A 26,408-nucleotide genomic window follows, 5' to 3' on the forward strand; every position below is an offset into this window, starting at 1 on the left:
CCCCCCCCCCCCCCCCCCCCCGCTCCCACCCGAGACGGCCGCTCCCACCTGCAGAGCCTGTTCCTCCGCCTCAACACCCAGCCCTCAGCGTTATCCACAGGGCGCCCCGGTCGCCGCCACCGAGTGAGACGATCGCTGCCTGACTGAGCGAGACAGGGAGTGACGGTGTGTCACTTCCGGACTGGTTGGAGCCCTTGGACGCGGCCCTGGATGCGACGGACCGGGTCCAGGTCATGGCGGCTGCCTGGGAAGCCTTCGCCGTGGCCGAACAGGTGGCGGACGAGGTCGCTTTCGAGGAAGGCGGCGACGAGCTCCAGGCCGTGATCGCCGCGCAGGCGAGTGCGGCGGGCCGGAGCCTGCTGCCGCTGCCCGGGGCCGGTAGCCCCGTGGACGTGCCGCCTCTGCCGCCCGGTGCGGAAGGGCTCGCCCCGTACGTGGAGTTGCTGCGCCACGTACAGGCGACCCTTGAGCGTGCGGCTGCCGGGCCCGGGACGGAAGAAGGCGGCTGGGCGGCGGTGCGGGAGGCCGCCGGCAAGGCCGCGACCGCCGCCGGGGCGCTCCTCGCCACCCGGGAGCGGTAGACGTGCCCACCACGCTGGGAGAACCGCACCGATGCCGGTACCACCACCTGCGGGGCGCTGAACAGAGGACGTGGCCCGGCGTTCCCCCGTGGAGGCATTCGAACCTCAACTGCCCGGGCCGCTCGAGCGTCCGCGTCACGGTCCCGGCTCCCGGGGGCCTGCACCAACCGCGTGACCTGGCTGCCGCTGCCTCGGACGAGGCCGGCCAGCGGCTCAGCGCACCGCCAGCCCCTGTCACACTTTCTTGAGCGTGCGATCCAGATAAGTTGCGGTGGAGCCGTGGCAAGGACCCGGGAGTTCGTCACCGAGGCGGCGGTGAGCCGCGCGATGGAGCTGTTCTGGAGGCGCGGCTATGAAGCGACCTCGGTTCGCGATCTGACCCAGCACCTGGGGATCGGACAGGGGCCCTTGTATGCGGCGTTCGGCGACAAGGACGGTCTGTACCGGGCCGCGCTGGAGCACTACCGCACCACCCTCGCCGCGGCCGCCCTGCGCAGCCTGGAGGAGGGGGCGGACGCCCGCACGGCGATCCGTACGCTGCTGACGGAGCGGATCCGCATAGCCGTCGGGCACGGCGGCCAAGGCTGTCTGGCCGTCAACGCCGTCTGCGAGCGGCTGCCTCAGGACGCGGCGACCCGCCGCACCGTGCGCGACATGCAGGACGCGAGCCGGGAGGCGTTGACCGAGGTGCTGCGGGCCGCGACGGAGCGGGGCGAGATCGCGGCGCGGCACGCCCCGCACACGGTCGCCGCGTTCCTGGTCACCTTCCTCAACGGGCTGCTGGTCTCCTCGAAGATCACGCCGGACGCCTCCGCACTCGAACCCCTCGTGGACATCGCGCTGACCGCACTCGACTGAGGGTCCGCGGCCTCGGCCCGGCCTTTCTCGTACCCCGAATCCGTAACGAGCGATCAAGAAAATGGGGCGCCCGCCCCCGCCACGACGACCACGTGCCCCCAGCACCGACCGCACCGACCCACCCAGGACAGGAAGCACCCACGTCATGATGTACGACCACACCACAATACCCCTGCGCACCGGCCGTGCCGCCGTCAACGGAACGAGCCTGCACTACCGGACGGCAGGGTCCGGCCCCGCCGTGGTGCTGCTGCACGGCGTGCCCAAGACCAGTTACCACTGGCGCCACCTTGTCCCGGAGCTGACGCCCCATCACACCGTCGTCGCACCCGACCTCCGCGGCCTCGGCGACTCCGCCCGCCCCGCGGACGGCTACGACTCCGCGACGATGAGCGACGACATCGCCGAGCTGATGACCCAGCTCGGGCACGAGACGTACGCCGTGATCGGCGAGGACTGGGGCGCGGTGATCGGTTACCAGCTCGCCGCCCGCCACCGCGACCACGTCGACGCTCTCGTGTTCGCCGAGGCGCTGTTCCCCGGCTTCGGCTTCGAGGACCACACCGCCCTCACCCCCGAGAACGTCTCCAGCGGTATGCACCTGTGGCATCTGGGCTTCTACTTCCAGCCGGACGTACCCGAGATGCTGATCGCCGGGCACGAGCGCGAGCTGATCACCTACATGATCAAGTCCGAGCGCAGCCACCCCGACACCGCCACCCCCGACGCGGTCGACGAATACGTGCGCTGCTACTCCATGCCCGGCGGCATCCGCGCGATGCTCTCCATCTACCGGGCCATGCTCATCGACGCCGAACAGAACCGGCAGACCGCACAGAAGAAACTGGACATCCCGGTACTGGCGCTCGGCGGCTCGGCCTTCATCGGCGACCGCAACGAGTCCCAGATGCGGCTCATGGCCCACGACGTCACCGGGCACGTCCTCGACGCCGGACACGACCTCGCCGAGGAAGTACCCGACGAGATGGCCGACGTGGTCCTGCCGTTCCTGGCCCGGAACTCGTAGAGCGGGCCAGGCCGCGATGCCGGCCGTCCGACGCGGCCTGGCCGGATCGGTCCGGTCATCGGAAGGTCGGCTGCTGCGGCACCTTGGTTCGACGGCGAACGGAGCGGGGACCGAGAGCAGCCCCGGTCTCATGGCGCGGGCGCTGCGTCTGGGAGGGTGAGGTGAGTCAGAGAAGGCGGTTGAGACATCCCCGGTTTGAGCAGGTCAGATGCAGGGTGCGGACCGCTCCCGCAGCAACCGCTTCAAGCGCTGCACACTTCGCGAAGCGCTGCAGACGGTCGCGAGCCGGCAGGTCGGCAACGACGACGAAAGGCAGATCAGCGCGCCGGCTCGGACGTGCCTCGCGCCTGGTCGCGGCCGGCGACCACCAGGTACCCGTCGCTCTCGGGGTCGAAGGTGGTGGACTGCACCGTGAGCCCAACGCTCCGCAACTGCGCCACGAGGTCCTCGTACCGGTAGGGCCAGATGGACAACCGCTCCGAGGAGGCTCGCACTGCCCCATCCGGCTCGATCCGGGCGACCACGATCTCGAGGAAGTGTTCCTGCTCCCAACGCGGCTCGATCTGCCAGTAGTAGCTGACGACCGCATCGCGGTCGTTGCGGCGGACGAGTCGATCGCGGACGTCTACCCGTGAGCCGGCGGAGCGCACGAGCTCCCAGTTGCGTGAGTGGAGCACGAGACGTCCGCCCGGATTCAGCAGCCGCGACATCGCTTCCAGTGCGGTCAGGCGCCCGGCTGCGCCCTCAGCGTGCCCGAGCGAGTTGCCGACACAGAACACCAGATCGAACGTGGAGTCCTCCAGGTGGTCGGGCAGTTCGTCCCAGCTCGCCCGGAGGGCTCGAAGCGAGACACCCTGCTCGTCGGCGGCCTTCTCGGTCCGGCGAACCATCCCACTGCTGGCGTCTGCGGCGACCACGTCAAGGCCGACACTCGCCAGACCGACGGCGAGCTGGCCGGTTCCACACGCGCAGTCGAGGACGCGCGCGTTGGGTGGCAGAGAGCCCACGACATCGCTGTAGTAGACCGCGGCTGCCTTGGCGGGAGTCAGCCTGTCGTCCCCGATCAGCCACTCGTACACGTCGGAAAGCGCCCCGTAACCAGCCACCGCGAACAGCCTCCATCACTCGACGACACGCGGGTTGGACCGCGCCCGCGATTCGGACCTTGCGCCTCGCACCGTGCCGGGCCGTGTCAGCGAAGCACTGAGCAGGACCCAACCACTTCCGGCCGCTGAGACTCCACCGGGTTTCGTGGGAAACCGCGGCACGCCGCCCCGCCCCGGGCCCTCGGCGCGGTCCCCACTCCACCGGTGCCTCATCGGCCACGATGGGGTCCGCGGTCGGCAAGCGCGCGTTCACTGCGGAGTGCTTCAGGCACTGCCATAGAGCCGTTCTCGGAGATCCTCAGCAAAGGACATCGGCGCGCAGGAGGAGCCGGCAAGTCCTGACCCGCCCCCGCACCGGCGGCACGACCGCTGGGCAGGCCCCGTCAGGTCTGCCCCTGGTGAGGGACGAGCAGGGCATCGCGGTGCGCTCGGACTACAGCTCTCCGCCCTCTCATGGTCCGACCTGACAAAGGCCTCGAGGCCGCCTCGGTCGGCCACGGCGGGGATTCTCCGCCCACCCCCGCCAGGGAGGTAGGCATGCGGGCCCTTGTAGGCCTCCACTGCCGCTGCCAGCACCCGTCTCGCGAGGCACTTCGGCATTCCCTGGCGCATCCTCTATGCGTACTTCCAGCGCTGGGCCGCGGCCGGGATCGTCACGCACCTTCGTGACCAGCTGCACCAGCACGTGCGCGAGTGGGAGGGGAAGAACCCGCGCTCGGTCACCGTCATCCTCGACTCCCAGAGATAACTCTGGTCCGGGCGGACTCCGCCTACGGCGGCCAGCTCGTCGACTGGGCCCACACCTTCCTCGGCCTGACCCTGCGCACCGTCACCCGCCCCAAGGGACGGAAGAGCTTCCAGCTGGATCATGCGGGCCCGCAGAAACGTGCGCTACGAACGCCTTCCCCAGCACAGCGAAGCGCATCTGGCCTGGGCATCGATCACCCTGACGACCCGGCGCCTGATCCGGCCGCTCAAGGAACGGCCCCGTACCGTCACCACCGCCGCGGACTGCACAAGCTCCGCCCGCCGCGGTGCGGATTCGGGCCTGTCCCCGAGCCATCCGTCTCTCTTCGGTCCCGGAATAGCCGACCAGCCACCGTGAGCAAGCAGTCTGAATCACTGCCTTCGGCCGTACGGACAACACCCCCGTATGGGGCAGACGGACGGAACGAGCCCTTGGGAGAGGTCTCATCGTTTCCTGGACGTGGGAGTGACCAACGGTGGCCGCGCCCGTCTCCGCGGCGGCTCCGGTCGCCGGCGAACTGCCACGCGGCGTGAGGGATCGTCCGGCCTGCCGCGGACCGTCGGCGCGGCGGAGTGGAGAATCGCGGTTATGCCCGACAAGAGAGACGAGACCGCGTGCCGCGTCTGCGGTGTCGACGACGGCGAGATTCTGTGGGGGGCCCACGGCTTCCCCCTGTACGTCATCTGCGACTGCTGCGGCACCGAATCGGGAATCGGCGACGACAACCTGACCCAGGTCCGCGAACTCCGCGGATACTGGGTCGGGCGCGGTGCCCCCTGGGCCGAGCCTCAACGCCGCCCGAAGGACTGGGATCTCCTGCGACAGATACAGAACATTCCCGAGGAGTGGCGCTGAAGATGCCGGACAACGGGACGATACCGAGCGCGCCGGTCCCCCCGGAGGAGTTCTGCCGCATGTGCGGCTGGGACGGCGACACCTTCTGGGAGGACGGCTGGCCGACCTCCGCCATCTGTGACTGCTGCGGCAGCGAGTCCGGCATCGGTGACATGGGCGCGGAGCCCGGCTCGTGGGACGGTGTCCGGGGCCTGCACGACTTCCGGGGATGGTGGATCGGCCACGGCGCCCAGTGGTGGTGTCCGCGCGGCAAGCCGCGGGACTGGGACGTGCTCCAGCAGGTGATGAGCATCCCCGCGTCGTGGCGCACCCCGCCGCCGCCTCCGGTCGACCGGGAGCAGCGCGTCCTTGAACGGGCCGTGTCCGGGTCGCTGGGTACGGAGACCGTGTGCCGGATCTGCGGTCTGGCCGGGCCGTCGTTCTGGCGTGACGACGTGCCCACCGAGACAGTCTGCCCGTCCTGCGGCAGCGAGTCCGGTATCGACGACCTGGGGCACCCCGGAGACTGGGAGACGATGCGGGCCATCCGTACCCGCCGCGGTTACTGGGTCGGTCTCGGAGCCCCGTGGACCGACCCCGCAGCCCGCCCGACGGGCTGGGACGTCCTCGAGCAGCTCGGCGCCATCCCGCCTGCTTGGCGGTGACCTCACCACCGGGGGACGGGCTGAGCGTTCCACTGGCGGGGAGTTCGTTCACCGCTTTTAAGCAGGAGCGCTACCGCGTCCTGTTGCGGACCGGCTTCGAGTTCGTCCCCGCCGTAGGGCGAGTCGCAACGGCCGGCTCGACGGACGCTGGGCCCGTGGCCGCCGTCTGCCGCTCAGTCGGGTCCATGCTCGTCGACCGAGATCGGGCGGCCGCGGCGTCGACCCTGCTTCCCGGACCGGCGCCGCATGCCTCCGGTGCTCGGCGCAGTGCGTCGTCCACCGCGGCCACCAGCCGAGCACCGAGCCGGGAACGCGGCCCCTGCTGCCACGAGGCGTCGTTCGTCAGACGCGTGAGGCGCTCGCGCACTGGTACGCCCTCACGCTCCATCCTCGCCATCCGTGCGGCCACCAGTGGCCAACGGCGTGCCGACAGCAGCAGTCCGGCCTCCTGCTCCCGCCCTGGCAACACCTCCCGGACCACCGGCAGTAGCGCTCGTGCTCGGTCCGACAGGTCGAGATCCCTGGGCACGTCCAAGCCGGTTGTCAGCGGCCCGGACGACAGCATCACGTACCGGCTGGCGACCGGTGCCGGTGCCGCGTCCGCTCCCAGGACCCGCGCCACTGCCCGGTCGACGCCGACACCCTCGTCGTGCGCGGTGGCGAGAACGCGGCGGACGTCGACTCCACGCTCATCCAGCCGTGCCATCGTCGCCGCGATGTCCGGTCACGTCGGCGAGGACAGGATCGCCTCGCGCACCGGTCCCGCCGGCAGCGTCTCGCGCAGCAGCCGGTCCGGCGCGGTCAGCTCCGGCCGCGGCGGTCACAGTCGTAGGCGTGGACGACGGACCGTCGGCGGCTGCCGCGCCCGGGCCGCGATGCTTCCGCCACCCGTCCAGGCGCCATGCGAGCACCTCCCCCACGCTCTGCGCCGAGGACAGCTCCCGTTGGGCCGCGACCGCCGACAGGACCTCCACCGGGTCCTCCCCCGCACGCCCGACCTCTCCGAGGCGCGCCCGCAACACCGGCCACTCCGGGTCCGCCAGGACGGTCCGGACGAGGATCAGCGGACCGGGCGCGCCCGTGCCGCCCGGCTGTCCCGCGGCCGGCGCGTGGGACCACAGGATGATCTGCACCGGGCTGTCGGGAACCCCGACGGTAAGGAAACGCCCGTCGGGCCCGGGGAAGTCGAGCTGCTTCTCCAGACCGAGTCCCTGTGCGGTCGTCGCTCTCATGACGAGTGCCGACGGGAGAAGGTAACAAGACCGGTCCGCGACGGCGGAAACGGAACACGCCTCCCGGTTGATGCCTGAGAAGCATCGTGCGTAGTTCTGAGGCAGACGTTGGCGGCACGGGTTAGTACTCCAGCCGTAGTTGTGGATCTTGATGGGCTGTCATCGACAAGTAGCCGAGTGCGGGAAAGTGGGCGGAGTGAGGACTCACTCATTGACGGAGTGAGTCCTCACTCCGCAATCTTGCGGTCATGACAGCACCTAAGGAGAACCAGGCCACCCGCCGTCGCGCCCCTGGCATGTCACCGGAGCAGCGCCGCGAAATGATCATCCAGACCGCGATCCCGCTGATCGCCGAGTACGGCGCCGCGGTGACGACCGCGAAGATCGCCCGCGCCGCGGGCATCGGCGAGGGCACGATCTTCCGGGTCTTCGCCGACAAGGAAGAGCTGCTGCAGGCTTGCATTGCGGAGGCGCTCTCCCCCGAGCACGCGGTCCGCGAGCTCGACGCGATCGACGTATCCCAGCCGCTGCCCGACCGGCTCGCGGAGGCGGCCGAGGCGCTGCAGGCGCACATGTCCAGGATGGGCGCGATCCTCGGCTCGCTCGGGCATCGGGGCGGCAAGCACCCCGGCACGGTGCGCGGCGCGGGCCGCGACGAGTCGACGACCCGCATCCGCGCGGCCCTCGCGGAGCTGCTGGAGCCCGAGAAGGCCGATCTGCGCCGGCCGCCGGAGCAGATCGCGGCCCTCTTCTTCGGGCTGCTCTTCACTCAGCCGCGTACGGAGGACGAGCCCGACTTGACCTCGCAGGAGCTGGTGGAGGTCTTTCTGCACGGGGCGTTCTCGGGGGGCGCCAAGTGAGCGCGCGGAGACGGCGCCTGGGGGTTACGGCTCTGGCCGTCCTGGCCCCCGTCATGGTGTGGCTGGTCGCGGACCCGCTACTGGGACACCCGCTGCGGATCGCCGACGGCGAGCAGACGCTCGACCTCGGCGCCGTGCCTGTGGCGGTCGTCGCACTGCTCGCGTCGCTCTCCGGCTGGGGACTGCTGGCCGCCCTGGAGCGGTTCGAGGTACGGCGTGCCCGCGCCATCTGGACCGGGGTGGCCGGCGCCGTACTGGCCGTGTCCTTCCTGCCGTTCATCGGCGACGGCATGGACGGCGGCACCCGGGTCTCTCTCGCTCTGATGCACCTGGCGGTGGCGGCGGTGCTGATTACGGGGCTGGGCGGCAGGTCTCCCGGGGCAGGAACCGGTGCCGACAGGGGGTGACCGCCAGCTCCAGATGGAGGCAGCCCTGCTAGAGCGTCGCGCGGCCGGGGATGACCGTCAGAGTGCCCACCACGATCGAGATGAAGAGCGGTACCTGGTGGGCCGGGCCGAGGCCCCTCAGCGATGCCGGGCGGCCGGGCTGGCGCCCGACACCACGCGCTTTGCGACCAAGACGCAGTTGACCGCGGCGATGATCGAGCGGTTCTGCGAGGCCGGGCATACGGTCGGCCGGGTGCCCGGGGACGAGGTCTATGGAGGTAACCCCGCTCTGGCCCAGATGCTGGCCGAGCGCCAGATCGGGTCTGTCATGGCCGTCTCGTGCCGCACCGAAGACGAATGTCCGCCGGAGGCGGCGCGAAAGGGCCGCGCCACTACGACTGGGCCGCCATCGACCTGCTCCCGGAGGCCGTCGCGGGCGTCTACCGGCTGCTCATCCGCCGCAACCGCACCACCGGCGAACTGGCCTGCTACCGCTGCCTCAGCCCCCATCCGGTGCCGATCGGCACGCTCGTACGCGTCGCCGGGATGCGCTGGAGGATCGAGGAGACCTTCCAGGCCGGCAAAGGACTCGCCGGCCTGGACGAGCACCAAGTCCGCCGCTACACCCCCTGGCTGCGCTGGGTCACCCTGGCCATGCTCGCGCATGCCTTCCTCGCCGTCGTCCGCGCCCGCGAGCACCGCGATCATCCCGTCCCCGACGGGCTGATCGCACTCGCCTGCAACGAGATCCAGCGACTGTTCGCCACCCCCAACAACGCCGCCCGACAACCAACGCGGACACCGTCTGCACTGGCCCCTATGGCGCCGCCGGCATCAAGCCCGGGCCCGCACATGCCACTACCGCCGCCGCACAACCACACCATGAAGATCCACAACCACGGCTGGAGTATCAGTCGGCCTCCCCCAGGTAGCTCAGGGCTTGGCGGAAGTCATCGAGGGCGGGCCTGAACTCGCGGGCGGAGGTGTGGAAGGTCGATCGGTCGATCAGGCTCTTGGCCAATGTTCGCGTTCCGTCTGCCGGGTCGTGCTGAGACAGCCAGCGGGCCAGGCCCACTCCGTCGTCGAACAGAGAGCGCACTCGCTCTGCGAACAGATGAGTGCGGTTCTCCCAGTAGACGGCGGAGCGGACGGTGAGAACCCGATGCAGCCGGACCAGTTCGGCCAGGTGCTGGTCAGGATCCTCGGTGGCTCGCGGAGCGAGGGTGTCCACCTCTTCACGGAGGGCATGACGGCTGTCGAAGTAGCGCCGCTTGGCATCGGGCGACCACTGCATGGGCGCCGCCCCCGAAGGCGGACGCGGTCCATCGGACGCAGGCCGATCGCTATCGGCGCCGGAGAAGCTCAGCAGCACCGCCCAGAACGACGTCTGATAGCCACTCCAGGACTTTCGCTCACCGGTATCGGCCAACTCCGTCAGCAAAGCGAGTGCCTCTTGCCGCACGGCGGCCGCCTGCTCGCCCCGGCCGTAGGTGTCGAGCATCTGGGCGTACCCGATGAGCGCGTAGAGATGGCAGGCCATTGGGCCGCGGTCATTCGCGGCTTCGGCCGCTTCCATGCTGACGAGTGTTTCGAACGCCGTGAGTGCTTCGCCGGACCGGCCAGCGTCATGGAGAGCGGCGATCCACTCCAGGAGTGACCAGGCGAGAGCCCCACCGCCGGCCCCGTCGGGCAGTATTGCTGTGACCAACTCGGTCATGGCATCGGCAGCCTCGGTATACCGGCCCTCCTCGGAAAGACCGGCAGCCCACTCATGCAGCCCTTTGACGACGGGGGCGCCGGTCAGTTCGGCCTGCGCACGGGCAATGGCCAGCATCTCGGCGCGCATGGCGAGCCCTTCGGCGCGTCGGCCCAGGGTGTACAGCTCTCTCTGGCACGTGTCGAGAGCCTCGTAGAGAACGTCCGGGCGGGCAGCTTCGGCCGGATCGATGGACCGCGCCGCGGCCACCGCCTCCTCGCGCAGAGCGAGACAGGCTGCATGCCTTTCGCCGGAGCCGGTGTCGTAACTCAGCCGTTGCAGCGCCCTGGCCAAGAGCGGCAGGTACGAGGCGGGGCTGACCTGAGCGAGTACCCGGTAGGCGTCGACTTCCTCGCGCGGCGTGCGGCGTCCCGACGCGAGCAGCACATTCCGCGCCCGCACGATGTCGTCCTGATCGACTTTCCCCGAGTGATTCATAACGGAGATTCTGGGTGCCCCGGAGAGGGCCGAACAAGGCTGGTCACCTGTGCCGTTCCTCCTACGAAAACACCCTCTGACCTGTCATGATGGGTGTGACATCACTTTCCCGGGGGCGTACTGGTAAGGGCGGCGGCTACTCGGACTTGCGGACATCCCTCCGTGCGACGGCCGCAGCGTAGGCGCGCGTGCTCCGCGTTGGAGAAAATCTCGCCCATGACCAGCACGAGTACCCCGCGAGCCGGTCACACCAGCCCTTTGACCTGCTATGTCAAGTTGGCGGCAGCTCACTCGATGCAATTCCCCGTCCTTTGCGAAGCTGGTCCGTGGGACCAGCCTCCCCGCACCCGGCGGGGATACGCCGAGCCGGCGGCGCATCCCGAAGCACCCGACCAGCTTCGGGCCGGCCTGAGCGCTTCCTGACCAGCCCGGGCGAGGGGGCGACCGCCATGCTCTTCCGCTGCACCGGCTGCGGAAGCCACCTCGCCCACGCTGACGCGTCCTGGACATCATCCGCACCGACGAGTCCGCGGCAGCGGGCTGTCCGACGTGCCGATCGGGACGGCTTGTCAGGCAGTGGCCTTGATCGTGGCGACGTGGTCGGTCCTTGCACGGTCGTCGTACACCGTGATCGTCACGCTCCTGCCCTCCGGGATGTCAAGGTTCACCTTCTTGACGTCCCAGCTGTTGGACGTGCCCGGGGGCGTGTACACCCCGTACTTTCCACCGTCGCCTTCGTAGGACACCTTGTAGTAGAGGCCGTCATTGTCGTTTTCGACGTCGTACATCCACAGTATTTCGTCGTACGGGTGGAATTCGACCTTCGCCAACGCGTAACCACCACCGTTACCGAAGACGACCTTCCTTCCCACCCCGCCGTCGTCCTTCTGGAAATAGGTACCGTCGATGTCGTCATTGTATTGACACGGGCAGTAGACCGTCCGCCGCGATTCGTTCTGGATGATTTTCGGGTCAGGGTTGTAGGCGCTTGCCGGCGCGGTGGTCATGGTGGTGACGGCGACCGCGGCAGAAGCCACGGCGACAAGGGACGCTATTGTTCGATTGCGCATCTTCATCCTCCGATTGCTTTGACAGAATTCCGTCGTACTCTCAGGCGCTTGAACTCGGATGACACAGGTGCATCGGCAGCCACCGCGTTTGACGTGCAAGCACACCGGCGGCTGCCCGGCGTTGCTGCGGGCGAGCACAAGCGCCGAGTTCAGGTCACGTTGGCCATCCGCCTGAAGGCCGCCCTGGTCTCCGGCCCGGCGATCCCGTCCATCGCGCCGGTGTAGCCCCAGGCCCTCAGAAACTTGCCCTGGAGGCTTTTGGCCTCAGAGGTCGTCAGGCCGAGGTTGACCACGGCCAGCGGGGCGGATGTCTCCGCGCTCGCCACGGGCTTCTTCTCCGAAGTCGCCGCGACGCTGGTGCCTGCGACGGCCAGGCTTCCGGCGGCGATCGCGACGACGGTAGCGACGGTGGCGAGAGCCCTCGTCATGGCTTGCATGCGTACTCCCTCCCATGACCTCCCATGACCTGAACCACCCGCGGCGGGCGGCTCGGTAAGCAGTCTTCGGGCCGTGCCGAACGGACCGCAACGGTCGCCGCCCAAGTGACCTGTGCTCGGGACGTCTCATGGTCTGACCTGCGGGGACCTCGATCCCGGCGGGACACGGTGGGACGGCTGGGACCACCGTGAAAGCCTCTGACGCGATCACCCGCGGGCGCGCCGGACGAGACGTCGTCCGAACGGCTACCGGTTCTGCCGGTTACGCAGGTCCCTGGCCCGTAGACGCCGCCGGGTGGCGAAGACGTCGGGGACCACTCCGGCACCGGCGCCGGGCCGGGACTCCCACCCCCTGATCCGGGCGGCGACGTCCGCCAGCTTCGGGTCTCGCGGCGCGACGTCGATCTGGAAGTGGGACTCCTTGACCGGATCGAGGTCGCCGCCCCACTTCACCAGGCCCTCCAGTTCCGCCAGGATGTCCCGGATCGTGGCGAGGTCCTGGGGGTAGACATTGCCCTTCGCCCCTGCGGGGTACAGGGCCGGGAAGACGGTGATGGCCGTCCCGGAGAGGTAGTTGCTCTCGTACCGCCGGCTGAGGACACGATCGGTCGTGTGCCCGGTGATGTCCCCGGGGGCGATCGCGCGTACTTCGTAGTGGTAGCGGCGCGCCAGGTGGAGCAGGACAGTGGCGACGTCGCCACCGCGGCAGGCGACGCGGGTGCCGCCCGCTCCTTCGATCAGGTGTTCCGGCGCTTGCTCGATGACCGGCCAGCCGTTGACGCTGTCCGCTTTGTCCCAGCGCTCGGCCGCCGGGGCGGCTGTGGCCGCCCCGGCGGTTCCGGCGGTTCCGGCGGCGGACCACAGGGCTGCCCCGCCGATCGCCAGGAAGCCACCGACGACCTGGCGGCGCTTGAGCAGTGCGTACGGTGCGGGCTTCCCGTGTTTCCCGTGCTGGTTCACAGGTGGTCTGTCCCCTCGTCGTGGGTGATGTGCGCAGTCAGCCGGCCAGTCCGTGGAGGACATCGACGAACCCCTGGACGAAATCGTCGAGCTCGTCGTCCGGCAGCGAGTCGGGCAGGGGCGTGTCATAACCCGCGGTGTTCTGGATGAGCAAGGCCCGTCCGGCGGCGATGATGGGGCTGTTCGTCGTGAGCGTGTCCCGGGCCAGGGCGTGGGTGTTCGCCTCGGTCCCGAAGCGCTGACTGCGGTAGTCGCGGAACCGCCCGTTGTTCCCGCCGCTCTCGTAGTGGCGCAGGACCGCGGTGGCTATGTTGAGACCGGCATTGACGCGCTTGGCGATCAGGTAGCCGTCCGCGTCCTCCAGGAGGTCCGCGTAGCCGAAGGACGAGGAGATACCGGTCTTCGCCAGCCGCTCCACGCAGTACTGATAGCCGGAGGCGTAGCTGTCGCGGTCGCGTCGCCACTCCGCGTAGAAGGTGATGAGGTCCCCGCCCCAGCCCGCGATGTCACCGTGGTTGACCCGCTGCGCGTCGGCGGGCTGCGGGTGCTGGAAGTGGCCGTTGCAGGTGGCCATGAGGTGTTCGATGCCCATCTCCTGGCCTGTGGCGCTGTCCACGAAGCTGGTCACCCAGCGGGGGGCGCGCGTGTCCTTGGCGTAGGTGATGAAGTCCCGGTCCGGCGGGCCGATGAGAGCCGTCCACTGGAAGTTGTCGTACGACTTGTGCCGGAGGTATTCCATGACGAGCCTGTTCGGATTTCCCTTGCCGTAGGCGAGGGCGCACTCGTAGACCTCCGTGACGTACTGGATGAAGTCCTCGGACGGGGAGACGGTTTCGTTGACGCTTGCCTGACCGGAGTCCGTGCCGGGCCGGTGGGCGTTGTTGTCGAGGTCGAAGGAGTCTGATCCGTTGGGGAAGCGGAACTCCTTGATCTGGTTGAACGACCAGTTGGCCGGCAGGGGGAAACCGAGGTTTCCGGAGAAGCCCCAGGACATGCCGGAAACGAACGACCAGCGAGCGTAGGTGGCGTCGGTGATCCGTGCGCACACATTGCGGGACCCGTAGACGCCGTGCACATAGCGCTTTCCCCGCCCGGCCAGTCCTCCGGCCACTCCTTGGAAGTAGGGAATGATGTGGGAGGTGATCTCCGGGTCGGTTGCGTCGTAGTCGACGGCGAAGTAGATGACCGTGCCCCGGTTGAACCCGTAGCCGACGGCACGTTCATGCGCCTCCAGCGCGTGCCGGTACCCGGTGTTGTAGCTGAAGTCGCCGAGTTCCCGGGCGTTGTCCTGGTAGATCGGGAAGACGCGTAGGCCGTTGCTGAAGATGCTGTCGAGTTCTCCGGGCTGGATCTCCTTGTCGAGCGTGCTGCCCGGCGGGTCGTATATGTAGCGCCCCACGTACTTGTAGCCTTCTGCGGCCAGTGCCCGCGCGCGGGAGTCGGTGATCGTGAAGCGGGTGTCGCAGGCGTCGACACGGCGCTCCGGGTCCCCCGTGGAGACCAGCAGTTGAGCCCAGGTTGGGTAGTCGGCGCCCCCGTGATCCTCCAGCATGGAGAATCTCTGAAAAGCTAGTACGAAGAGGGCGAGATCGGAATCGTAGGTGTCCTTGAAGGAACTTGTGTATTGCACATCTCCTGCGGGGACAGGTTCGTTGAAGACGCATGCCGCAGAGAAGAGCCGCACGAGGGTCCCCGTGGCACCCTTCGACAGGGTGTTGGCCTTCAGCCCCGCCTGGGTGGCGGGACCGAAGTTCCCGTTGGCCTGGTCCTCGGGGATGCCCACCGTGTACTGGATGGCCTTCATGAGGGCCTTCTGCACGTCGCGTGAGTAGTGGCCGTCGCAGGGACCTATGAAGAAGGTCGATCTGTCCAGATAGTTGCGGTTGAGCCACTGCTGAATGGCGCGGACTTTCTCGGAACCGCCTGCCAGGACGATGTAGGCGTCCATGGTGAGCAGTGCTTTGAACACCTTCGGAGTGACCGTGCCGTCACTGCCGGTCAGACCCATGTCCGTCGTGAGGCTGATGACGGCGTTCAGGGTGGCGGTGCTGTACTGACCGTTCCCGCTGCCACCCCAGTAGCCCTTGCAGAACAGGGCGTGCTGGACGAGGTTGACCATGTTCGCGTTCGTGTGCCCCGGGCCGATGTCACCGTACGCGGTCAGCCGCGACAGAGTGGTGGGGCCGAACGCCGCGACGAGCGGGCTGATGCCCAGTTCGTGCTGCAATCCCATGGTGAGGGAGTACATGGTGTTCCAGCCGGTCTGCCCGTCCTCGGCGCAGCGTCTGTAACCGGGCACGTCACCGTAGGTGCTGTTCACCCATTTCTGCGCTTCCAGGACCTTGGCGTCTGCCACTACTGTCTCCGTATGTCTGTGGGTGGTGTTGGTCAGAAACTCATGGGCTTCTCGTCCGGGACACAACCGACGCGTGAGGCGCCGAAGCGGACGCGGACGTTGTGCGGCCGGACCGCAGTCGTGCGACAGGACGGTGGGACCGAGCTCGTGCTGGAGGCAGCAGGCGAGGGCGTACAGGGTGCCCACAGCCCGGTGAAGCCCTCCTTGGCCACGGTGGGCATGCCGTCGGCGTTGCAGGCGTCGATGAAGTCATGTGCCCGCAGGACGAGCTCGGCTGCCATGGATACCCATTCGCCTGGTCGGACCGGTTGATGGACGCACGTACCCGACACTGCGGCCCCGCGGTGATCGAGTGGGCCGGCCCGGCAGGTGTCTGCGGTCTTCCTGTCGGGGCGGGTGATCACATGCTCGCTTCGGGACGGCGACGCCGGTAGAGCAGTGGGACCGGGTGGGACATCATGGGAAGCGGGACGCGTCAACCGGCCCTGCATCAGAGGGACAAGACGAGGGAGGACGAGTAGTGGCGGGACAGGCTGGGAGACCCCGGGCCGGGGGAGCGCCCGGGGAAGCCGAACTTCTGACCGAGCAGCTGCGGCTGCTGCGGCGGCGCAGCGGAATGACCCTGGCCACGCTCGCCGGCCGGACGAGCTACAGCAAGTCGTCGTGGGGGCGTTACCTCAGCGGAAAGGCACTTCCGCCCCGGCAGGCAGTGCGGGAATTCGCCCAGGCGGTCTCTGTCAAACCTGACCGCCTGCTCCTTCTGCTGGAGATCGCCGAGCGCGGGCAGCCGGACAGCAAGCCTGCGGAGACCGCCGATTCCGTCGAGCGCTCCGACGCCTCGGGAACACCGCCGACGGTGGTTACCGGTCCTGATCCCGTTCCAGAGCCCGATCCAGATCCCGAACCGGTGCCGAGCACGGGCACCTCCGTGGCCCCGGACGCGGCCCCGACCAGGGGGCAGCCGCCGAAGCATCCCACCGCCTCCGCGACGCTCCGCCGGCCGCGGCGCTGGGGCCTCGCTCTCGTGGCCGCCACCACCGGTGTGGGGGTGGCCGTGGGACTGCTCGCGGGAATGCTCATCGGCGCCCCGGCGAGCCAGGGAGAGCCCATGACCAAGGGAAGCCTCACGAAGTGCAGCGGTTTCGAGTGCCGGAACAAGGACTCCCAGCGCATGGAATGCCACATCGGAGTGTGGACCGCCGCGGCAGCGAAGGTCGACGGCGTCCACCTGGAACTGCGCTACAGCCCCCGCTGCGGAGCCGCGTGGGCCAGGATCACCGAGGGCCAGGTCGGGGACACGGCGAGGGTCGAGGGGCCGCACAACCACTCGGCCGCCCGCTCGATCACCTACGACCGGGACACCTACTCACCCATGGTCGAAGCCCCCTACCCCGCGGCCGCACGGGCCTGCGTGGTCCTCAAGGACGGGGGCAAGGAGGTCTGCACCCCGCACGGTGGCGCCTCGCCTCTGCCCGCCGCGGTCACCGACGAGAGCAAGCCGTAGCCGGTGACCGCCCGCGCGCGGACTGGCCACACGGTGCCCAGCCGGCCGAGAGCACCCGTCCCCGCTACAGCGGCGGGTGCGAGCGGGTCCGATTCGGCGGTCATCGCTGTACCTCCGCCTCGGCCGGGTGCGTCGCCGGGGCGGTGACGTCGGCGGAGGTGGCAAAGTACGGCTTCCGCTTCTCCTCGGCTCCCGGGTGCGGCGGCGGGGGCAGGGGCGGCTCCTGGTGGCCGCCGCCGCAGGCGAGGGCCTTCACGTGCGGTCTGAAGGCGCGCAGCGTGTTGATCGACTCGGCCTCGGCGAGCTCGCGTTCCGGCGTCTTCTGGCTCTCGTAGGTGCGCGGCCGGCCCAGGTAGAGGGCGGTGGGCATCTCCAGGGTCCAGCGGTGCCGGCACCGGCAGGGCGCGGGGTCGTCGTGCAGCCCGGCGGTGTGGCACAGCCAATGGTCCCAGGTGCGCAGTTCGCGCAGCCGGGCCCGGCGTTCGGACGGGGGCTTCGGCCGGTGTCGTCGACGGTCATGGCAATCGGTGACCGCTGTCCTCACTGCTGCGTCCCGCTCCCCGCACCCACGGGGACGGTCCCGGTTCTCCTGGCGAAATCGGCCACGCCGGTTTCCTGCTCCCGCCCCCTCAGGCACAGCCCCCACCGCAGATCCGCCTTCGCCCTCTCCTCTCTCCTCTCTCCTTCAGCAGCCCACGAGCGACCGGTAACCGCGCCTCCTGGCGATCATCACCGGCAGGTCTTGAGCGACACGCCGAGCCGACATTCCCTTTCTCGGTCGACAGGCCAAGGCCCCCACGACCGCCTCCAGTTGATGCGGTCGGAGCGGCAGCCGAGTAACCCGAGTCGATCTTGTTTCGGGGTTAGGGTGCGGCTTCACGACGCTGCTCTCGGAGGTGCTCGCCTGGTGGCCGACAGCTTTGTTCACCTGCACAATCACACCGAATACTCGATGCTCGACGGCGCCCAGAAGCTGAAGCCGATGTTCGCCGAGGTGGACCGGCAGGGCATGCCGGCCGTGGCCATGAGCGACCACGGCAACATGTTCGGCGCCTACGAGTTCCAGCAGGTGGCCAAGGGCTTCGGCTCGGTCAAGCCGATCATCGGGATCGAGGCGTACGTGGCCCCGTCCTCGCGCCGGAACCGGCGGCAGGAGTTCTGGGGGCCCGGCGGCCGGCGGGCCGTGTCGGACGACGGCGTGGGGTCGAAGGACGTCAGTGGCGGTGGCCGCTTCACCCACATGACGATGTGGGCGACGGGGGCGCGGGGCCTGCGGAACCTCTTCTACCTGTCCACGGAAGCCTCGTACACGGGCCAGTTCCCGGCGAACACGCCCCGCATGGACATGGAGCTGATCTCCGAGCACGCCGAGGGCATCGTCGCGACGACCGGATGCCCGTCCGGCGCCGTCCAGACACGGCTCCGCCTGAACCAGTACGACGAGGCCAGGCAGGTCGCCTCCGCCTACCAGGACGTCTTCGGCAAGGAGAACTACTTCCTGGAGCTGATGGACCACGGCCTGTCCATCGAGCGGGACGTGCGGGAAGGGCTGCTGCGGCTGGCCAAGGAGCTGGGCATGCCGCTTCTGGCCACCAATGACGCGCACTACATCCACGAGAGCCAGGCCGACGCGCACGACAACCTGCTGTGCATCGGCGTGGGCAAGAACAAGGCCGACGAGAAGAGATTGCGCTTCAGCGGCAGCGGCTACTACCTGAAGACGGCGGCCGAGATGCGGGCGCTGTTCGCGGAGCTTCCCGAGGCGTGCGACAACACGCTGCTGATCGCCGAGCGGGTCGGGTCGTACGACGAGGTCTTCGACAACGTCGACGAGATGCCGCAGTTCCCCGACGTCCCGGATGGGGAGACGCAGGAGTCCTGGCTGCGCAGGGAGTGCCTGAGCGGACTCGCCATGCGGTACGGCGATCCCGTCCCGGCCGAGGTTCTGGAGCGCTTCGAGACCGAGATGTCGGTCATCGGTCCGATGGGGTTCTCCTCGTACTTCCTCGTGGTCGCGGACATCTGCAAGTACGCCCGGGACAACGGCGTCCCGGTCGGCCCCGGCCGTGGTTCGGCGACCGGCTCGATCGTCGCGTACGCGACCCGCATCACCGAGCTGTGTCCCCTGGAGCACGGTCTGCTCTTCGAGCGGTTCCTCAACCCCGAGCGGATCAACCCGCCCGACGTCGACCTCGACTTCGACGACCGCCGGCGCGACAAGATGGTCCGGTACGTCACCGAGAAGTACGGCGACGAGTACACCGCGATGGTGAACACGTTCGGCAAGATCAAGGCCAAGAACGCGATCAAGGACTCGTCACGGATCCTCGGCTACCCCTTCAGCCACGGTGAGCGGATCACCAAGGCACTGCCGCCGGACATCATGGGCAAGTCGATCCCGCTGGACGGCATCTTCGACCCCGCGCACCCGCGCTACGGCGAGGCCGGTGAGATCCGGGCGATGTACGAGAACGAGCCGGACGTGAGGACCGTCATCGACACCGCCAAGGGCGTCGAGGGCCTGACCCGCGGCACCGGCGTGCACGCGGCCGCCGTCATCCTGTCCAAGACCAGGCTCACCGACCGCATCCCGCTGCACATGCGCGCCTCCGACGGCGTGAAGATCACCGGCTTCGACTACCCCAGCTGCGAGAACATGGGGCTGGTCAAGATGGACTTCCTGGGCCTGCGGAACCTGGGCGTCATCGACCACGCCATCCAGAACATCCGCGAGAACCGCGGCGTCGGGCTCGCCACCGTCGACCCGATGGACGGCGACAGCGACACCGTCGTCATTCCGCTGGACGACAGGAAAACCTTCGAGCTGCTCGGCCGCGGCGACACCTTCGGCGTGTTCCAGCTCGACGGCGGCGGCATGCGCGCGCTCCTCAAGCTGATGGAGCCGACCCGCTTCGAGGACATCGCCGCCGCCCTCGCCCTGTACCGGCCCGGCCCGATGGCGGCCAACGCGCACACGAACTACGCGCTGCGGCAGAACGGCAAGCAGGAGCCCGAACCGATCCATCCGGAGCTCAAGGAGGTCCTGGACCCGATCCTGGGCTCGACGCACCACCTGCTCATCTTCCAGGAGCAGATCATGGCCATCGCCCGGACCCTGGCCGGCTACACGCTCGGCGGCGCCGACATGCTGCGCCGCGCGATGGGCAAGAAGAAGCCCGAGGTCCTGGCCGCCGAGTGGGAGAAGTTCCACGACGGCATGGCCGCCAACGGCTACTCGGAGGAGGCCGTCAAGGCCATCTGGGACGTGATGCTCCCCTTCTCCGGCTACGCCTTCAACAAGTCCCACACCGCCGGCTACGGTCTCGTCTCCTACTGGACCGCGTACCTGAAGGCCAACTACCCGGCCGAGTACATGGCGGCGCTGCTGACGTCCGTCGGCGACGACAAGGACAAGGCCGGCATCTACCTGGCCGACGCCCGCAAGCTCGGCGTCACCGTCCTCCCGCCGGACGTCAACGAGTCCGTCGCGCAGTTCACGGCCGTCGGCGACGACGTGCGCTTCGGCCTGCGTTCGGTGCGCAACGTCGGCGACAACGTCATCGACACGGTCGTCGCGGCGCGGAAGGCGAAGGGGAAGTTCACCAGCTTCGCCGACTTCCTCGACAAGGCCGAACTGCCGGCCCTCAACAAGCGGGCGGTCGAATCGCTCATCAAGGCCGGCGCCTTCGACTCGCTCGGTCACACCCGCAGGGGACTGTGCGCCGTGCACGAGACGGCCATCGACGCGGTCGTGCCGCTGAAGAAGGCCGCTGCCCACGGCCAGGACGACCTCTTCGCCGGACTGGGCGGCGGCACCGGCGACGACGGCGGGTCCGGCTTCGGCCTGGACGTGCGGATCGACGACGGCGAGTGGCCGCGCAAGCAGCTGCTGTCCACCGAGCGCGAGATGCTCGGCATGTACGTCTCCGCCCATCCCCTGGACGGCACCGAGCACATCCTCGCCGCCCACCGGGACACCACCATCCCCGACCTGCTGGCCTCCGGCCGGACCGACGGAACGGTGCGGCTGTCCGGCCTCATCACCAGCGTCCAGAACAAGGTGACCAAGCAGGGCAACGCCTGGGCCATCGTGAACCTCGCCGACCGCGACGGCACGATCGAGGTCCTCTTCTTCCCCGCGACCTACCAACTCGTGCTGGGCGCGCTGGTGGAGGACAGCGTGATCTCCGTCCAGGGGCGCATCAACGACCGGGACGGCGCCATCAGCGTCTTCGGCCAGGAACTCCAGGTCCTCGACGTGACGGCCGCCGAGCGCAGCGGTGCGGCGCCGGTCCAGCTCGCCTTCCCCCACCACCGCGTCAACGAGCCCATGGTCAGGGAACTCAAGCGGATCATGGGCGCCCACCCCGGCGAAAGCCCCGTACATCTCTTCGTACGCGGCCCTCGGAAGACCACGGTCTACGTTCTTCAGTCGATGGTGAACGCCGCCACGATCGCCTCCGACATCAAGGGCTCCTTCGGTCAGGACACCTGGCACGGTGTGGCATGACCGACGGTGACGAGATCACCGTCCGGGTCGGCGAGGTGCCGCCGTGCGCCCGCTGCGGAGGCGCGGCTCTGCTCCTTGTCCGGTTCGGTCATGCGTGGACGAACAACGCCGGGCGGCCCGTCCACGGCTTCCGGGAAGCGGACCTATGCCCGGCCTGCGACAGCGGTGACACGTCGGCGGACGGTCTGTTGGCGCTCCTCGCCGTCGCCGGGGACATGCCCCTCTCGCGGGTCGCCGACTTCGGCGGCCACGTGGTCGCCTGGGTCGAGTCGGTACGGCAGCGCGGAGTCGACATGGGCCGATGGCGCAGTGAGGAACGCGCTCACCGGATCGACGACGAGCTGCCATGACCGACGTCGGGCGGTCGCCGTCAGGGGCATGTCCGGCGGTACGCGACTCCGTCAGGGACGTAACGGTGCCATTCCTGTTCGGTCAGGGACCGGCCCGCGATGGCGCAGGCCCGGTCCGTGAGGGTGGCGGGGTCGTTGAAGGCGCGGGTGTCCCACAGCCGTACGCTCAGATCGGAGCTGCTGGTGACGAGGGTGTGCCCGTCCGAGGAGAAGAAGGCCGAGCTCACGACACCGGTATGGCCGGTGTACAGGGCCAACTGCCGGTGGGTCCGGATGTCCCAGAGGCGTATCGCGCGATCGTCGCCGACCGTTGCCAGGGTCTTCCCGTCCGGGCTGACGACGGCCGACCAGACCACGCCGGTGTGACCCGTGAGGGTGGCGAGGCGACGGTGGGTGCGCGCGTCCCACAGCATGGCCGCGCCGTCCCGGCCGCTGCTGACGAGGGTCTTCCCGTCCGGGGTGAAGGAAACCGACTGCGCCATGTCGGTGTGCCCGGCGAGTGTCGCGATGAGGCGGCGGCGGTCGAAATCCCACAGTCTCAGCTTTCCGTCCCCGCTCGCCATCGCCAGAGTACTGCCGTCCGGGCTGAAGGTGACGGAGTAGATGCTCTTGTGGACCGCGTCGAAGCTGCCGACGCGACGGCGGGTCCGGACGTCCACCAGGTGCACGGACGAGGACTGGAAGCCGCCGGTCACGAGGGTCGTTCCGTCCGGACTGAAGGTCGTCCATTGGGCCCCGCCGTCGAACGAAGCCAGTTGCTCACGGGTCCGTACGCTCCACAGACGGGTTGTCCCGTCGATGTAGCTGGTGGTGGCGAGGGTCCGGCCGTCCGGGCTGAAGTGAACGGACTGCACGGGCCTGCGATGGCCGTCGAACGGGGCGAGGCGGCGGTGGGTGCGCGCGTCCCACAGCATGACGAGCGGACTGTCGTGGCTGCTCGCGGCGACGAGACTGCCGTCGGGGCTGAACCGTAGCGTGTTCACCCCGCCGCTGTACCCGGTCAACCGGCCCAGCGTGCGCCGCGTACGGGCGTCGTACAGGCGGACGGCCCCGGTGTCGTCGCTGACCGCGAGCACCTTCCCGTCCGGGCTGTAGACGGCCTGAGGAGCCGGGGTCCTGGTCTGTGGTGTCGAACCGTCCGTGGCGATCACGGCGAGCGGCTGCCCGACTCGCATGTTGTACAACCGGACCGTGGCGTCCGTGGACCCGCTGGCCAGCATCGCGCCGTCCGGGCTGAACTCGAGCGCGTTCACACCCCCGGTATGGCCGTTCAGCACGATCACGGCCGTGCGCTCCTCCACGTCCCACAGCCAGATGGAACGGTCATGGCTGCCGCTCGCCAGGATTCGGCCGTCCGGGCTGAACGCCACGTCCCACACGGTGTCGCTGTGGCCTGGGAGCGTGGCCAGTGGACGATGCCGGCGCACGTCCCACAGGCGCGCCGTTGCGTCACTCGCCCCCGTGGCCAGCGTCTCGCCGTCCGGGCTGAACGCCAGCGAAGTCACCTGCCCCGTGTGGCCTTCCAGCGTGGCCGTGCGCCGTCCCTCCCGCACATCCCAGAGCTGTACCTCTGACTGGTCGCTCTTGCTGGTGCGGGCGCCGAAGACGGTGACGGCGAGGGTGGTGCCGTCCGGGCTGAAGGCGAGATGGGAGGGCCAGGCGTCCTCGTTGCTGCGGTGGACCCGGAGTTCGTCGATCCGCTGATGAGTACGGGCGTCCCACAGCAGGATCTTTCCCTGACGGCCTCCAGTGGCGATCGTGTCTCCGTCCGGGCTGAAGAGAGCCGGACCTCCTGCGCCGGTCAGGACTGCGGTCAGCTTTCGGGTCCGGACGTCCCACAGGCCTGCTTCCCACCCGTCGTGATCGGCGAGGAGGGTCCTGCCGTCGGGGCTGAACGTCGCCGTGTGCACCTGGCGGCTGCGGCTGTCGAGTGCGGCGATCCGCCGGCGCCCCGCGACGTCCCACAGCCGTGCCGTGCCGTCGTCTCCACCGGTGGCAAGGGTTTGTCCGTCCGGACTGAAGGCGACCGACTCCACCGCTTCGGTATGCCCCGTCAGGGTGGCCTGTACGGGCGAGTACACCGTGGACAGGAGATGCGAGCGGGTCTGCGGAGTCGGGGAGATGCTCTGAGCAGCCAGGGCGAGGCGAGCCGCCAGCGCCGGGTCGGCGGTGGCCTGCTGACGACTCTGCTCCGTCAGGCTCCGGCTGGCCGCCAGGGCCCGCTGCTCACTGCTGTCGCGGGCGTTGCGGGTGGCCAGGGACACCGCGACGAGAGCGAGTACGGTGACCATGGCGAAGCCGGCGACGATCAAGCGGCGTCGACGGGTGCGACGCTGCTGGACCTGCACACTGGCTTCGACGAACTCGGCTTCCTCGACGGGTACTTCGGTGGCGCGTTCGTCGACCCACCGCCGCGCCTCCGTGACCTGTTCCCGGCCGAGGACCAGTGTTTTCGGGCGGCCCTGCTCCTGCCACGTCTGCAAGGAACGTCGCAGCCCCTCCTGCCAGCTGCGGAACTCCCGGTTCTCCTCGACCCAGCGCTGCAGCCGCGGCCACGTCTCCACCAGCGCCTGGTGCGCGAGTTCGGCGGTGTCCCTCCCCGTCGGACGGCGCGTGACCACGACCAGCCGCGTGCTGGCCAGCCGGTGGATCAACGCCCAGTCGCCCTCGGAGAACTCGGTGCGGGCGGCGACCCGGCGGGTGTCCGGCCCGCGCTCCCCGGCGTCCAGCAGCTCGCCGGGGCGTACGAGCTGGATGAAGATCCGCTCCAACGCCTGCCGTTCGGTCCTGTCCGCCCAGGCCCACAGTCTCTGCTCCGCGCCTTTGGCCAGGGCCCCTTCCACGCCACCGAGCTCCTGGTACGCCGTGGTGGTCAACCACCCGCGCTCCTGCCGCTCCCACAGCCGGCTCAGGGCGTACTCCAGCATCGGCAGCGCCGCCGGACCGGGCGGGGCGTCCCGCAGCATCCGCTCGACCAGACCGTCGGCGAACCGGATTCCCGCCCGGCCCTCCAGCGGACCGGTGATCACATCGGCCAGCTGGGTCCGCATCATCGGCTGCACCACCACCGAGGTGGCGTCCCATGCCGTACGAAGGTGGGGGAGCTGCTCGATCTGCCGGAGGAAGTCGATGCGGACGACGACGACGGCCTGGGCTCGCCGGCTGCCGTCGGTACGGCGGTCCGTCAGGACTCCCAGCATGGAGTCCAGCCGGCGGGCGGTGTCGGGCGCGTCGGTGAGCAGCGTTTCGAACTGGTCGGCCACCAGCACCAGCCGGGCTCTCCCACCGTGGCGGGCCAGCGTCTGCTCCACGGCGGTGCGGATGCCCTGCTCGTCGGTGAGCTGCCGGGCCAGGGCCGACCAGCGGTCGTGCCAGTCGGCCCGCATGGTGTCCACATCTCCCGCCGAGGCCAGGGCCCAGGCCAGCAACTCCTCGGCGGTCAAGCGCAGCCCCAGCGGGAGGCGGGCGATCACGTAGCGGTCGTGGTCGAGACTGCCGAGCAGGCCGGCACCGACCAGCGAGGACTTGCCGACGCCGGAGGGCCCGAGCACAGGCAGGAGGGGTACTTGCTGCTGCTCCAGGAGTTCGAGCAGTCGCTGCGTTTCGTTCCTGCGGCCGTGGAAGACGGCACGGTCGTGCTCGGTGAACGGCAGCAGTTCCCGGTACGGGCTGTCCGCCAGCAGTCTTCTGCGCAGCTGGGGCCATTCCCGGGTGAGGGACTCCACGGTGAGCGCGTAGCCGGTCCGGCGCCGCTGGTCCCCCTCGACGGCGACGACGACGCCGATGACGCCGCCGTACTCCTCGTCCCACACCGGCGCTCCGCTGAAGCCGCCGGCCAGCGGGAACGGTGTTCCCTCGTCGCAGGTCAGCTGCCACCAGCCCGTACCCTCGCGGCCCTCGACGGTGCCGCGGGTCCAGATCCCGGCGTCCTTGCTGCCGCCGCGTCCCGGGTACCTCGGGAACCCGAAGGCCCGCCAGCGGTGCCCCGCCAGGTCGTCCGCCTCCACGATCCGCAGCGGTACGGCACCCGGCGGGGGCTCGCCGGTCAGCTGCAGGACGGCGACGTCACCGCTGCTGTCACCGGCCACCGGCACGCTGAAGTGCACGGTGGCGGCGGCCTCGGGGCACCCGGGCAGCAGGGGGAAGTCGACGGTGACCGGGAGGAGTTCCGGCAGCGGTTCGCTCTCCGGCAGGCCGGCGGTGGAGGCGACGACGTGGGCGCACGTGAGCAGCAGCTGGCCGGGGATCAGGAACGCCACCCCGACCGGACGGCCCTCGTGCAGCACACGGGCCGTCCCGCGCTCCCACGCGATGCCCGGCTCGGCCGCCGGTGTCACGTACCGCCCTCGGTCCGGCCCCACTCCAGTTCGAGCTTGATGTGTGCCTCCCCGGAGCCCTTCGCCACGACGAGACCCGCCTCAGCCGTCACCCGGAGTCCGAACTCCGCACGGACGTGGTCGGGGCTGCGTGGCAGATCAGCCAGCCGCTCCAGCATGGTCGCGGCCACCCGCTGCACCCGTGCCATGCCCGACTCGAACGTGTCGGCGGACGTCTCGAAGAGCTCGTCGCCGCGACTGGCCCGGATCACCCCGGAACCCTGCTCGTCGGACAGCTCGACGACGAAGACCTCGCCGTCCTCGAAAGGGACACTCAGGTACACGCCGGCAACCTTCCTGCTGAGCCGTCAGAACACTTACGTGCCAGGTGAGTTGTGCGTTTCTTCCCGGCCC

General features: G+C 69.4%; 20 protein-coding genes and 2 pseudogenes. 12 read left to right on the top strand and 10 right to left on the bottom strand.

All coding sequences use genetic code 11. From position 1 onward, the window contains the following. Positions 1–167: 167 nt before the first annotated feature. The 3 genes from AMK11_RS35255 to AMK11_RS35265 all read left to right on the top strand — a co-directional run bounded on the left by AMK11_RS35255 (position 168) and on the right by AMK11_RS35265 (position 2,466). Complete coding sequence (locus AMK11_RS35255) at positions 168–581, top strand: hypothetical protein (protein WP_079187898.1); 414 nt, start codon at positions 168–170, stop codon at positions 579–581. 279 nt (positions 582–860) lie between these two features. Continuing rightward, positions 861–1,439, top strand: a complete 579-nt coding sequence (locus AMK11_RS35260; RefSeq protein WP_073732218.1) for a TetR/AcrR family transcriptional regulator — start codon at positions 861–863, stop codon at positions 1,437–1,439. A gap of 145 nt (positions 1,440–1,584) precedes the next feature. Further along, positions 1,585–2,466 carry an alpha/beta fold hydrolase gene (locus AMK11_RS35265; protein ID WP_073732219.1) on the top strand — a complete coding sequence of 294 codons (882 nt, stop codon included), beginning with the start codon at positions 1,585–1,587 and terminating at the stop codon, positions 2,464–2,466. Between the two features lie 317 nt (positions 2,467–2,783). On the opposite strand, the gene AMK11_RS35270 is transcribed toward AMK11_RS35265, so the two are convergent. Next, positions 2,784–3,572, bottom strand: coding sequence for a class I SAM-dependent methyltransferase (locus tag AMK11_RS35270; RefSeq protein WP_073732220.1), 789 nt, complete (start codon positions 3,570–3,572; stop codon positions 2,784–2,786). Positions 3,573–4,908: 1,336 nt separating this feature from the next. Between AMK11_RS35270 and AMK11_RS35285 the strand changes: the two genes are divergently transcribed. The 5 genes and pseudogenes from AMK11_RS35285 to AMK11_RS35315 form a co-directional block, all read left to right on the top strand. Then, on the top strand, positions 4,909–5,175 hold the full coding sequence (locus AMK11_RS35285; RefSeq protein WP_073732223.1) for a hypothetical protein: 267 nt from the start codon (positions 4,909–4,911) through the stop codon (positions 5,173–5,175). Positions 5,176–5,177: 2 nt separating this feature from the next. Next, positions 5,178–5,819 (top strand): hypothetical protein, encoded by a 642-nt coding sequence (locus tag AMK11_RS39175; RefSeq protein ID WP_338012673.1) that lies wholly within the window; start codon positions 5,178–5,180, stop codon positions 5,817–5,819. A gap of 1,480 nt (positions 5,820–7,299) precedes the next feature. After that, complete coding sequence (locus AMK11_RS35305; RefSeq protein WP_073732225.1) at positions 7,300–7,911, top strand: TetR/AcrR family transcriptional regulator; 612 nt, start codon at positions 7,300–7,302, stop codon at positions 7,909–7,911. Then, entirely contained in the window at positions 7,908–8,318 is a 411-nt protein-coding gene (locus AMK11_RS35310; protein WP_073732226.1) for a DUF6069 family protein, read from the top strand. Before AMK11_RS35305 ends, AMK11_RS35310 begins: the two co-directional genes overlap by 4 nt. 106 nt (positions 8,319–8,424) lie before the next feature. Beyond that, a pseudogene (locus AMK11_RS35315) lies at positions 8,425–9,183 on the top strand (transposase); the annotation flags it as partial. Positions 9,184–9,207: 24 nt separating this feature from the next. Here AMK11_RS35315 and AMK11_RS35320 read toward each other — a convergent pair. The 6 genes from AMK11_RS35320 to AMK11_RS37880 form a co-directional block, all read right to left on the bottom strand. After that, positions 9,208–10,491: a hypothetical protein gene (locus AMK11_RS35320; protein ID WP_079187899.1), complete on the bottom strand. Its 1,284-nt coding sequence runs from the start codon at positions 10,489–10,491 to the stop codon at positions 9,208–9,210. A gap of 569 nt (positions 10,492–11,060) precedes the next feature. Next, positions 11,061–11,567: a hypothetical protein gene (locus AMK11_RS35325; RefSeq protein WP_073732229.1), complete on the bottom strand. Its 507-nt coding sequence runs from the start codon at positions 11,565–11,567 to the stop codon at positions 11,061–11,063. A 143-nt stretch (positions 11,568–11,710) separates the two neighbouring features. Then, positions 11,711–11,998, bottom strand: a complete 288-nt coding sequence (locus AMK11_RS35330; RefSeq protein ID WP_073732230.1) for a peptidoglycan-binding domain-containing protein — start codon at positions 11,996–11,998, stop codon at positions 11,711–11,713. Between the two features lie 246 nt (positions 11,999–12,244). After that, positions 12,245–12,958, bottom strand: a complete 714-nt coding sequence (locus AMK11_RS35335) for a hypothetical protein (protein ID WP_241847159.1) — start codon at positions 12,956–12,958, stop codon at positions 12,245–12,247. 37 nt (positions 12,959–12,995) lie between these two features. After that, the gene (locus AMK11_RS35340; protein ID WP_073732231.1) at positions 12,996–15,314 is read right to left on the bottom strand and encodes a glycoside hydrolase domain-containing protein; all 2,319 of its coding nucleotides are present in this window, start codon (positions 15,312–15,314) and stop codon (positions 12,996–12,998) included. Positions 15,315–15,346: 32 nt separating this feature from the next. Beyond that, positions 15,347–15,595, bottom strand: a complete 249-nt coding sequence (locus AMK11_RS37880) for a hypothetical protein (RefSeq protein WP_143194611.1) — start codon at positions 15,593–15,595, stop codon at positions 15,347–15,349. A gap of 239 nt (positions 15,596–15,834) precedes the next feature. On the opposite strand from AMK11_RS37880, the pseudogene AMK11_RS39065 reads away from it, so the two are divergent. Both AMK11_RS39065 and AMK11_RS38910 read left to right on the top strand, forming a co-directional pair. Beyond that, a pseudogene (locus AMK11_RS39065) lies at positions 15,835–16,053 on the top strand (helix-turn-helix domain-containing protein); the annotation flags it as partial. A 369-nt stretch (positions 16,054–16,422) separates the two neighbouring features. Then, positions 16,423–16,818 carry a DUF2690 domain-containing protein gene (locus AMK11_RS38910; RefSeq protein WP_241847166.1) on the top strand — a complete coding sequence of 132 codons (396 nt, stop codon included), beginning with the start codon at positions 16,423–16,425 and terminating at the stop codon, positions 16,816–16,818. Between the two features lie 100 nt (positions 16,819–16,918). On the opposite strand, the gene AMK11_RS37885 is transcribed toward AMK11_RS38910, so the two are convergent. Further along, on the bottom strand, positions 16,919–17,362 hold the full coding sequence (locus tag AMK11_RS37885) for a hypothetical protein (RefSeq protein ID WP_073732233.1): 444 nt from the start codon (positions 17,360–17,362) through the stop codon (positions 16,919–16,921). A 363-nt stretch (positions 17,363–17,725) separates the two neighbouring features. Between AMK11_RS37885 and dnaE the strand changes: the two genes are divergently transcribed. Together dnaE and AMK11_RS35360 are read left to right on the top strand one after the other, a co-directional pair. Further along, on the top strand, positions 17,726–21,328 hold the full coding sequence (dnaE, locus tag AMK11_RS35355; RefSeq protein WP_073732234.1) for a DNA polymerase III subunit alpha: 3,603 nt from the start codon (positions 17,726–17,728) through the stop codon (positions 21,326–21,328). Then, a complete protein-coding gene (locus tag AMK11_RS35360) occupies positions 21,325–21,678 on the top strand; it encodes a DUF6300 family protein (RefSeq protein ID WP_073732235.1) in 354 nt (117 codons plus the stop codon). The genes dnaE and AMK11_RS35360 overlap by 4 nt, the downstream gene beginning before the upstream one ends. 20 nt (positions 21,679–21,698) lie before the next feature. Here the strand turns inward: AMK11_RS35360 and AMK11_RS35365 are convergent, their stop codons facing one another. Together AMK11_RS35365 and AMK11_RS35370 are read right to left on the bottom strand one after the other, a co-directional pair. Beyond that, positions 21,699–26,015 (bottom strand): nSTAND1 domain-containing NTPase, encoded by a 4,317-nt coding sequence (locus tag AMK11_RS35365; protein WP_073732236.1) that lies wholly within the window; start codon positions 26,013–26,015, stop codon positions 21,699–21,701. Further along, a complete protein-coding gene (locus tag AMK11_RS35370; RefSeq protein WP_073732237.1) occupies positions 26,012–26,338 on the bottom strand; it encodes a CU044_2847 family protein in 327 nt (108 codons plus the stop codon). Before AMK11_RS35370 ends, AMK11_RS35365 begins: the two co-directional genes overlap by 4 nt. Positions 26,339–26,408 lie beyond the last annotated feature (70 nt).

Origin of the sequence: Streptomyces sp. CB02414, assembly GCF_001905385.1 — a bacterium.
Lineage (GTDB): Bacteria > Actinomycetota > Actinomycetes > Streptomycetales > Streptomycetaceae > Streptomyces.

Bases quoted from the DNA above. Each gene is read 5' to 3' on its own strand.
- AMK11_RS35265 (WP_073732219.1), top strand. From the start codon at position 1,585: ATGATGTACGACCACACCACAATACCCCTGCGCACCGGCCGTGCCGCC.
- AMK11_RS35285 (WP_073732223.1), top strand. From the start codon at position 4,909: ATGCCCGACAAGAGAGACGAGACCGCGTGCCGCGTCTGCGGTGTCGAC.
- AMK11_RS39175 (WP_338012673.1), top strand. From the start codon at position 5,178: ATGCCGGACAACGGGACGATACCGAGCGCGCCGGTCCCCCCGGAGGAG.
- AMK11_RS35305 (WP_073732225.1), top strand. From the start codon at position 7,300: ATGACAGCACCTAAGGAGAACCAGGCCACCCGCCGTCGCGCCCCTGGC.
- AMK11_RS35320 (WP_079187899.1), bottom strand. From the start codon at position 10,491: ATGAATCACTCGGGGAAAGTCGATCAGGACGACATCGTGCGGGCGCGG.
- AMK11_RS35325 (WP_073732229.1), bottom strand. From the start codon at position 11,567: ATGAAGATGCGCAATCGAACAATAGCGTCCCTTGTCGCCGTGGCTTCT.
- AMK11_RS35330 (WP_073732230.1), bottom strand. From the start codon at position 11,998: ATGCAAGCCATGACGAGGGCTCTCGCCACCGTCGCTACCGTCGTCGCG.
- AMK11_RS37880 (WP_143194611.1), bottom strand. From the start codon at position 15,595: ATGGCAGCCGAGCTCGTCCTGCGGGCACATGACTTCATCGACGCCTGC.
- AMK11_RS38910 (WP_241847166.1), top strand. From the start codon at position 16,423: ATGACCAAGGGAAGCCTCACGAAGTGCAGCGGTTTCGAGTGCCGGAAC.
- AMK11_RS35360 (WP_073732235.1), top strand. From the start codon at position 21,325: ATGACCGACGGTGACGAGATCACCGTCCGGGTCGGCGAGGTGCCGCCG.